The organism is Pseudovibrio sp. Ad5, assembly GCF_001623095.1.
GTDB lineage: Bacteria > Pseudomonadota > Alphaproteobacteria > Rhizobiales > Stappiaceae > Pseudovibrio.
Genome location: NZ_LMCH01000032.1, coordinates 1 through 8965 on the forward strand (window position 1 = coordinate 1; position 8965 = coordinate 8965).

Sequence of the window (8965 nt, forward strand, 5' to 3'; positions counted from 1 at the left end):
CAAAGAGTGCGACCCGGCAGGCACGGCGCATGTGGTCTTGCAAGGCCGTGACCGGCCTGAGCGCTCGTCAGATGCACTGCATGAAGATCTGTCCGAAGAGCTGGAGATCCGGGGCTTTCTGGATCAGTTTCCCGGCCACCGCTTGATGGTCAGGCCAGGGGAACAGTCGCACAAGGAGATATTCTGATGGTCTATCCGCTCGCAGAACAACGCATGGCAGCAGAGCTCATCAACCCACGCCAGGATGAAGCTGTCGTGATGGATATGGAGCTCTTTGCGCAAGCGGTGGTAGATAGCCATCAAAGCCTTGGAGTAACAACGGGTGGTGCCCTTGACCTAGCGAGCCTGCCAGTGCTGCTACGCGATATGAAGGGTGGTCAGACACTCCTGAAGGAAATCGGCCTGCAGGGGCGCTATTACACCAAAGTGGTGAACGGCAAGACCTACGTGGTGTTTAAGGGATACTCCGCCTTGCGTGAGACCTTGAAGGGCACACGGTATCTGTCCACCTCGCCGAAAGTCATTGCGTTTGGCATTGGCCCAGAGGCACTTAAATCTGCAGGAAGGTCCAATGCGATCATAATGATCACCTGCTATGTCGCACTCGATGTGATGCAGTTCGTCATGAGTGATGAGCAGCTCTATCACGAGCTGTTTGCCAACATCATTACCGACGTTGCTATTGGTACGGTCGCGATGGCCGCGGGAGCTCTGGCAGCAGCAGGAGCTGTTGCTATTGCTGGTACAATTACTGCGATTGCTCTGCCTGCAGTCGTTGTGACCGGAGGGGCAATCATTGTGGGGCTCTATGTCGGGCACAAGTTAAGTGAGCTATCAGAAAGCTATCAGATTAAGAAAAAACTCGGCGCAGCCTTGCTTTGGACTGGCCAAGCTGTCGCTCATGGAGTTCAGGAAGTCGGCAAGGTCATTCATGCTGCACATGTTGCCATGAAGCAGAAAGTGGAAGAGTTTGAACGTCGCAGCAACCGCTTTATGAACCAGTTGGAACGTGAGACCATCTGGCATTTTGGCGGTCCAGATTTGTATAATCAGCTCTATCGGAGACACTGATGTTGGGGTGGGTGATTGATAAGGGCACACTTGCTGGTCGTTGGGTCGGTCAGGACATTCGTCGCCTCCATGCAGTGATGCTCCTTCTCGATTTGATAGGAATTTCCGCCTGCTTGGATGTAATGCGTCCCGCGCTTCTAGCCATTTTTGCTCAGCCTCCTGAACCTGAACTGTTACAAGTTGTCCGCGGTAGATCCCGTTTTTTGCTGGCTGGAGCAGCATTACCTATGCTTCACCTTGCCATTACTCCTTGGGGGCAACATTGGATTAAGCGGTCAGCCCAAAGCTTCTCAGTCGTGTTCTTAATCGTTGCTGTCGGCGGAGCATTTCTCGGATTGGTAATCACCGACTATGCGCGCGCGCAGGCGATCCTTGTAGGGTATCGCTCTTGCGACCAAACGTTCCTGAATGACTTCCAGCGCAAGAACGAAGTACTGGTTGCTCCCGGTATGTTGTGTCCGCCAACCTCTGCTGCTGGAAAACCCTATCCGCCGCCGGGGTGAAGCCCTAACGAAGCCCGCCAGACCACTCTCAATACTTGTACGTCCTTTGTTTTTTCTTTTGCCAGTGAGTTTGTTATGAATGCTATTGTCCAAATCCCGCAGCTCTTCCAGGAACAAGATCTGGCCTTCACCTTTGCCGCTCCTGCGCAGCCCAACTCGGAGTTGCTGGTCACGGGGTTCTCGGCAACTGAACGCCTTAATGGGCTCACACAGATCCAGATTGAGCTTGCCAGCCATGACAATGCGCTGGACTTGCATGGCCTGCTGGACACGCCCGCTACGCTGACCATCCATCATAAATACGAGGGCCTGCGCCATCTCTCCGGGGTGATTGCTGAGATTGCTCGCGGTAATGAAGGCCATCACCGCACCAGTTATTCGCTGACGCTGCTGCCCAGTCTGCACCGTTTAGCTCACGGCTCTGACTGCCGGATCTTTCAGAAAAAGAGCGTGCCCGAGATCGTCAAGATCCTGCTGAAGGAGCACGGCGTCGAGGATGTGAAGTGGGATCTGACAGACACCCACGCGGCCCGCGAATACTGCGTGCAGTACCGGGAAAGTCACTTAAGCTTTTTAGAGCGCATCACGGCAGAGGAAGGCATCTGGTACTACTTCACCTATGGTACCAACGGCCAGCATACACTGCAGTTCATTGATAACCCACAGATTGTCTCGCAGCTGCCGGACCAGCCAAAGTTGGAGTACAACAGCATGGCGGGCGGGGCTGTCAAAGGTGTCTATTGCTCCAGCTTTGTCCTGCGTGAGCAGCTGCGAGCCACCAGCTTCATGCAGCGCGATTATTCCTTCAAGAACCCACCTTACAATCAGCAACACGCCCACCAGCGCGGTGAGGACAACGGTTCAGCTGGAGACTATGCGCTCTATGAGTATCCCGGGCGCTACAAGGCCGATGGTGTTGGCAAGCCGTTCACAAAACACCGGCTGGAGGCAGCACGTGTTGAGGCCACCACAGGCCATGGGGCGACCAATGCCATTCACCTGATAGCCGGTCATCAGTTTGCGCTCACAGACCACCCAAACGACGACTACAACATCAAGTATCATTTGCTCACCGTCTCGCATCAGGGCAGCCAGCCGCAAGCCGTGACGGAGGAAGCTGGTAGCGGCACCACCAGTTACAGTGCCGGGTTTGAGGTCATGCCCGCCCGCCTGCCATACCGGCCCAAATTGCTTAAAAAGCCCTTGGTGGACGGCCCTCAGATCGCTCATGTCACCGGGCCTGAGGGCGAAGAGATCTACTGTGATGAACATGGCCGGGTCAAAGTCTGGTTCCCGTGGGACCGCCATAACGCCAAGGATGATAGATCTTCGTGCTGGATACGTGTCTCGCAAAATTGGGGTGGAGCCAGCTGGGGCCACATCGCCATCCCCCGCATCGGCCACGAGGTCATCGTAGACTTCCTCGAAGGTGATCCAGACCAGCCAATCATTACGGGGCGGACGTATCATAACAACAACCGTCCACCGAACAAACTTCCCGACTTCAAAACCCGCATGGTGCTCATGTCAGACAGCCATAAGGCCAATGGCTACAACGAGCTTCGCTTTGAAGATGAGGGCGGGCAGGAGGAAGTCTGGTTCCACGCTCAGAAATTCCACAACGGCGTTGTTGAGAACAACGAGACCTGGAAGGTGGGTGCCAACCGCCACAAACGAGTTGAAGGGTCTCAATCTGAATCTATCGGCAGCTCAAAAGACATTGAGGTGGGCGGCGATCACCGCGAACAGGTGAAGGGGTCAGAACATACACAAGTTGACGGGTCCGCACTGCGCCAGATCAAGATCAGCGATTTTCTGAAGGTCGTGGGAGACAAGGTCACTCATGTCGTGCGCAATGCCATAACGCTTGTTGAAGAAAACTGGCGATTGGAGACCAAGGGCAAACAGCACTTTGAGAGCGGAACAACCCACTACATCAATGCCGGGGACGCTGTGGTTATTCAGGCTGGTGCGAGCATAAGCCTGAATGTCGGTGGCAACTTCGTCAAGATTGACAAAGGCGGTGTGCAAATTGAAGGCACGCTGGTGAAGGTCAACTGTGGTGGTTCTCCTGCCAAAGGCGCTCCAGTTCCTCCAATGGAAGCTATGAAGCCAGCTGATTACGCCGGTCCTCATGCACAGCGCTATGCGCGTTCCTTTGAGAAATAGGAGAGCACGATATGTCAGGAAAACCAGCAGCACGCCTTGGGGACATTGGTTCTGGTCATGGATGCCACTTCCCGCCAACTCCCGCCATTGCCGGGAGCCCGAATATTCTGATTAACAACCGCCTTGCCGTGCGCCAGGGAGATGCTTATGCGCCGCATCCGTGTCCGGTCTGTCCGTCACCACCCCATGGCCGGTCTTTGGCTTCTGGAAGTCCGACCGTTCTGTTCAACAACAAGGAAGCCGGACGACAGGGAGATCCGATTGATTGCGGAGGGGCCGATTCAACCGGGTCTGGGGATGTTTTGATTGGTGGAGCCTCCCCCGTAGGAATGAGCCGGTCGCCGTTTTGTGAAACCTGTGAAGACAAAGCCTCCAAAGGATAGCAGCAGTGAGTTTGACAGAACGATTTAAGGGGATCGCCGCGCAAGCTGCAACGATTGGTGCCAAACCATACCTGGTGCTGGATGCATCCTGGCAGGAAGACCTTGCAAGCGAGATCCGGACCACAGGCGAAGACGGATGGGAACCGTTGATGGGGTCACCTGCAGAGGCCAAACAAGAGGCCCATGCCCGAACCTCTTTGCTTGTAGATCTGACTATCCATCCCGCTGTTTTGACCAGTTGGCTAAAGGTTGGGTTTCCAGAAAAGCTTGGTATCATCGTCTTTTCAACAAAGGCGATTGAGGAACTTCGAACCTCCTTGAAGCGGTTCATGAGCGTGATCACGCCAGAAAGTGGCAAACCAGTTTACCTGCGTTTTTATGATGCCCGCGTGCTTTATTGTTTCTTGCGTCATGGCTTCCCGGAACAGTGGCAGGATTTTTTCAAAAACATTGATCTGATTGCAGCACCTTATGACTACACATCAAGTTTTGCGGTCTATCGCCTTCGCGGCGAACAGCTGCAGCTCGGCATCGAGACCGAAGACGGCTTGGACTATCACTGGCACAAACATGAAAACCATGACCGAGCAGTCGAAAACTACCGCGCAACCTTCCCATTCCGCGAGATCGAGCAGCGTCAATACGATGATATGATGCACTGCGCTCAAATCAGCTTTTACCACGAGATTGAGCAGTTCCTTCGCAAAGCCTTTCCCAAGGAGACGGAGGAACTTCAGCGCAAGGAGTTGATCTCGTTCTTTGGTGAGGCTCAAAAGCACGCTGGCAAACAAGGCTACAGCGATGAGAGCTGCTTCTTTTACTGGGCTGTCTTGAGCTTTATGGCCGGAGCTGAGTTTTATCAAGATAAGGATGTTCAGCGCATTCTTTCGCAAGAAACAATGTCTCGCGAAACACGGCTTGAACTGCTGCTGTTTAACAGCGGCGTTGAAATTGACAATGAGGCCCTGCGAGATCTCTGCGATATTATTGAATGCAAGGAAACATACGCAGACGGCAGCAATACCGTTTATCGGGAACGGTCCGGAAAAATCATCAGGACAGCAGCATGAACAATCCAAACTTGGCTAAAACGGTAAAGAACGTAGCTTCGCAAGCCGCTGGTAATCAGTACGCATTTGTTCGCAATCTTCCACCAGGTACAGTTCCTAAGACCCCGCAATGGGTAAAGCCATTCGTGCCTAGCCCACCCGTTCCAAGACCGTTGATACGGCCAAGTCCGTTGCAACCACTAATCCAGCCAGATGTGCTGGCCCCCGACACTCAGCCTACGCCTCAATTGAAAAAGCAGGATGAGTTCTTTGATCCTAGTTGGGATGACCCCGGTGAATTCGACAAGCCAAGAGAAGCAACAGGGGAAGATGAGCAAGGAGAACCGGTGTCCTATCGCCGCCGCCGCGTCCGCCCCCGGCGCAATTGCTGTGAGCCGCATAAGTTCCCTCTCTGGGCCGTGGAACTGCCGAATAGAGTCACTGATGGGAGAATGAGGCCGGATCTTCCTTGGGTAGATCGTGATGCAAAAATGAGGGGGTGGGGGTATCAATACTGCATTTTTCAAACTCGCAGCGAGTTCCATTGCAGCGGCGGGAAAGAGGAAATTGATGCTGATATGAGCTACCCGGATCGTTGCTGGCTCGGTGACGCAAAATATGCCAAAAACGCTAGCAGATCTCCAAAAGTCAGAAAATCAAATGGTGAGTATTCACAATTCTGGATGCACGTTGATATTCGGAAACAAGATGAAGATGAATATACACGATATGGCATAATAACAAAAAATCCTGATGCACCTGGAAAACCTTGTTGGAACATCGGACTTTATACAGCGATTAGTCATCCTGCGTTACTTCCATTTTATATGGAACTATACGAGTCGAAAGATATTGAGGGAATGATTGAGCATGTGCCGATGCGAAATGCTTGCAAGGCGCAAAACGAATTTGGGAATGATGACTCTGCTCGTCCTCCAAGGATTAATCCTGAAGACGATTGGTGGAATTACGATCCATCAGAATATGGCGATATAGCATAAGTAAAGGATTGACTAGTGTTGCATTTTGAAAATTACGATAAGCTTTATGACCCAAGCATGCTATCTGTTATTCGAGATGGAATAGTAATTTTTAGTGATAGCACCTCGTTATCAAGTTGGTTGAGTAAGAAGTGGAATATTTCATCGTCAAAAAAACAACAGTACAATGACGGAAGTGTAGATGACGAAATTAAGATGGAGAGCATAAAGAAACCAAATGTGCGAATGAATATTATGTATAGAAGTAATCGCACAATTTCGTTTTCTCGTCCTCCAACGACAATCGAAGCTGCATATATGTTCTGCGATCAACTCCGAAAAGACTTTCCAGAGCTAAATGGAAAACTGATATTCGTGAATGAGTATGGAGAAATCGTCCGCTTTCCATTTGATTGTAGTGATGATGAACTGTGTAGACGTATTGGATTGGATGGCGAGTTCCATGATCACGATCTTATGCAAGAAATGGGGCTAGAGTAGTTCCAGAATAAACATCTGGCCGCACGAATGCCAATCCCTATCCCTATGTTTAATACCTCCTGTCAAGTGATCTAGTAATGCATAAAGATCAAGCTTTTAGGGGCCAGAACAAGATTTGCAAAAAATCGTACGCTAAGAACGAACAAAACAGAAACCCCGGAGAAAGTCCCCGGGGTCACTCGGATCAAAAATGAAGTTCTAAAGTTCGATCAAACTACATTATCAAATGAACTGGAAGTCATCGACATGGAGGTCTATCTTCGAAATACCCTTCAAGGTGATGGAGTTCTCGTCATCTAGCTTGATTACCGTATCTCCTCCAACATCATTTGTTGCGGCGAGTACAGATGTAAAGTCTGCAAATAGTTCTGCATCAATACTGATGATATCATCAGAGCCTGCGCCCGTTGCAAAATCTTTGATTGTATCATTTCCAAAATGAGCATTACCGAATACGAAGATGTCTGAGCCTTGTCCCCCTATCAGTGTATCATTGCCATTGCCACCAATCAGCGTATCGTTCCCTCCATACCCGTTCAGGATATTGGCACTACCATCTCCCACAAGATGATCATCTCCGAAGTTCGATCCAATCACGTTTTCAATGGAAACATAGATATCTCCTGCAGCATCCCCAGATAGACCAGCTTTATCTTGAAGATTAACGCTGACACCGCCAGAACGCGCCCAGTAGTACCTAACGGTATCTATCCCTTCCCCCCCATCAAGGTGGTCGGCTCCAGAGCTGTAACCATTCAGAGTATCGTTGCCATCATTTCCGTAAAGTCGGTCCAAACCAGCATCGCTATAGAGTTGGTCATCACCGACACCGCCATAGATCGCATCGTTTCCGCCACCGCCAATCAGTATATCATTGCCAGCAAATCCATTTAAGACATTGGCATTGCCATCGCCTACAAGACGATCGTTTCCGAAGTTCGATCCAATCACGTTTTCAATGGAAACATAGACATCTCCTGCAGCATCTCCAGATAGGCCAACTTTATCTTGAAGATTAACGCTGACACCACCAGAACGTGCCCAGTAGTACCGGACGGTATCGATACCTTCGCCCCCGTGAATATAGTCTGATCCGGAACTGTAACCGTTTAAGGTGTCATTCCCCTCATTTCCATAGAGTTTGTCGCGCCCAGCCCCTCCATAGAGTTGGTCATTTCCATCTCCTCCAAAGATCGTATCATTTCCGTCACGACCGATGATTTGCTGGTTGCCATCTCCACCTTTTATGATGTCATCGCCGAGAGTATCCGTCAGTTTTAGTGTGCCGTCAGTCTTTACTTCGATACTTGATAGTGTCGACCCATCAGCAAACTCATAGCGTTCGATATGCTGGCCAAGATCGGCAAGATTAACTGCTCCACTCTTACCACCTTTTTCCCAGGCAAGGGTCAGGGCAACGCCGTAAGTGGGGTGTTCATGGGACGTGATGGTAAAATCAGTCAGAACCAAATCATCAAATACAAAGGTATCATTTCCGGAAGACGCGTTCTCGCCGTCCTTGTTTATCCAGACAATCCCGTTGTCCTGATTGTAGTGATATGTATCATCACCGCCCTGGCCGCGTAGATGCTGCCAGTTCTGACTGTATGTGCCGCCAGTCAGGATATCATTGCCGTCACCGGCATTAATGATGTTGCTGACATTGCCTCCGATAATTACATCGTCCGAAGCTGTGCCATCCAGTCTTATGCGTTCGTCTTGCAGAAGTTCAATTTTGCTCAAACTTGTCCCATCAGCAAACTCATAGCGTTCGATATGCTGGCCAAGATCGGCAAGATTAACTGCTCCACTCTTACCACCTTTTTCCCAGGCAAGGGTCAGGGCAACGCCGTAAGTGGGGTGTTCATGGGACGTGATGGTAAAATCAGTCAGAACCAAATCATCAAATACAAAGGTATCATTTCCGGAAGACGCGTTCTCGCCGTCCTTGTTTATCCAGACAATCCCGTTGTCCTGATTGTAGTGATATGTATCATCACCGCCCTGGCCGCGTAGATGCTGCCAGTTCTGACTGTATGTGCCGCCAGTCAGGATATCATTGCCGTCACCGGCATTAATGATGTTGCTGACATTGCCTCCGATAATTACATCGTCCGAAGCTGTGCCATCCAGTCTTATGCGTTCGTCTTGCAGAAGTTCAATTTTGCTCAAACTCGTCCCGTCAGCAAACTCATAGCGTTCGATATGCTGGCCAAGATCGGCAAGATTAACTGCTCCACTCTTACCACCTTTTTCCCAGGCAAGGGTCAGGGCAACGCCGTAAGTGGGGTGTTCATGGGACGTGATGG

Annotated in this window: 8 protein-coding genes and 1 pseudogene; 8 read left to right on the top strand and 1 reads right to left on the bottom strand. The window is 50.7% G+C overall.

The window, feature by feature from the left end; translation table 11 throughout:
- The 8 genes and pseudogenes from PsAD5_RS14160 to PsAD5_RS14195 all read left to right on the top strand — a co-directional run.
- Positions 1-187: pseudogene (locus PsAD5_RS14160) on the top strand (hypothetical protein); the annotation flags it as partial.
- On the top strand, positions 187-1071 hold the full coding sequence (locus tag PsAD5_RS14165; RefSeq protein WP_063292596.1) for a hypothetical protein: 885 nt from the start codon (positions 187-189) through the stop codon (positions 1069-1071). The pseudogene PsAD5_RS14160 and the gene PsAD5_RS14165, both read left to right, overlap by 1 nt.
- The gene (locus PsAD5_RS14170; protein WP_063292597.1) at positions 1071-1574 is read left to right on the top strand and encodes a hypothetical protein; all 504 of its coding nucleotides are present in this window, start codon (positions 1071-1073) and stop codon (positions 1572-1574) included. Before PsAD5_RS14165 ends, PsAD5_RS14170 begins: the two co-directional genes overlap by 1 nt.
- A gap of 75 nt (positions 1575-1649) precedes the next feature.
- On the top strand, positions 1650-3743 hold the full coding sequence (locus PsAD5_RS14175; RefSeq protein ID WP_063292598.1) for a type VI secretion system Vgr family protein: 2094 nt from the start codon (positions 1650-1652) through the stop codon (positions 3741-3743).
- Positions 3744-3754: 11 nt separating this feature from the next.
- Entirely contained in the window at positions 3755-4126 is a 372-nt protein-coding gene (locus PsAD5_RS14180) for a PAAR domain-containing protein (RefSeq protein ID WP_057461547.1), read from the top strand.
- A gap of 5 nt (positions 4127-4131) precedes the next feature.
- Complete coding sequence (locus tag PsAD5_RS14185; protein WP_063292599.1) at positions 4132-5196, top strand: DUF4123 domain-containing protein; 1065 nt, start codon at positions 4132-4134, stop codon at positions 5194-5196.
- On the top strand, positions 5193-6176 hold the full coding sequence (locus tag PsAD5_RS14190; protein ID WP_063292600.1) for a hypothetical protein: 984 nt from the start codon (positions 5193-5195) through the stop codon (positions 6174-6176). The genes PsAD5_RS14185 and PsAD5_RS14190 overlap by 4 nt, the downstream gene beginning before the upstream one ends.
- Before the next feature lie 15 nt (positions 6177-6191).
- Positions 6192-6656 carry a hypothetical protein gene (locus PsAD5_RS14195; protein ID WP_063309016.1) on the top strand — a complete coding sequence of 155 codons (465 nt, stop codon included), beginning with the start codon at positions 6192-6194 and terminating at the stop codon, positions 6654-6656.
- 222 nt (positions 6657-6878) lie between these two features.
- On the opposite strand, the gene PsAD5_RS14200 is transcribed toward PsAD5_RS14195, so the two are convergent.
- A partial coding sequence (locus PsAD5_RS14200; RefSeq protein WP_063292602.1) for a calcium-binding protein occupies positions 6879-8965 on the bottom strand: 2087 nt, incomplete at its 5' end.

Coding starts and splice junctions, on each gene's coding strand:
- PsAD5_RS14165 (WP_063292596.1), top strand. CDS start 187: ATGGTCTATCCGCTCGCAGAACAACGCATGGCAGCAGAGCTCATCAAC.
- PsAD5_RS14170 (WP_063292597.1), top strand. CDS start 1,071: ATGTTGGGGTGGGTGATTGATAAGGGCACACTTGCTGGTCGTTGGGTC.
- PsAD5_RS14175 (WP_063292598.1), top strand. CDS start 1,650: ATGAATGCTATTGTCCAAATCCCGCAGCTCTTCCAGGAACAAGATCTG.
- PsAD5_RS14180 (WP_057461547.1), top strand. CDS start 3,755: ATGTCAGGAAAACCAGCAGCACGCCTTGGGGACATTGGTTCTGGTCAT.
- PsAD5_RS14190 (WP_063292600.1), top strand. CDS start 5,193: ATGAACAATCCAAACTTGGCTAAAACGGTAAAGAACGTAGCTTCGCAA.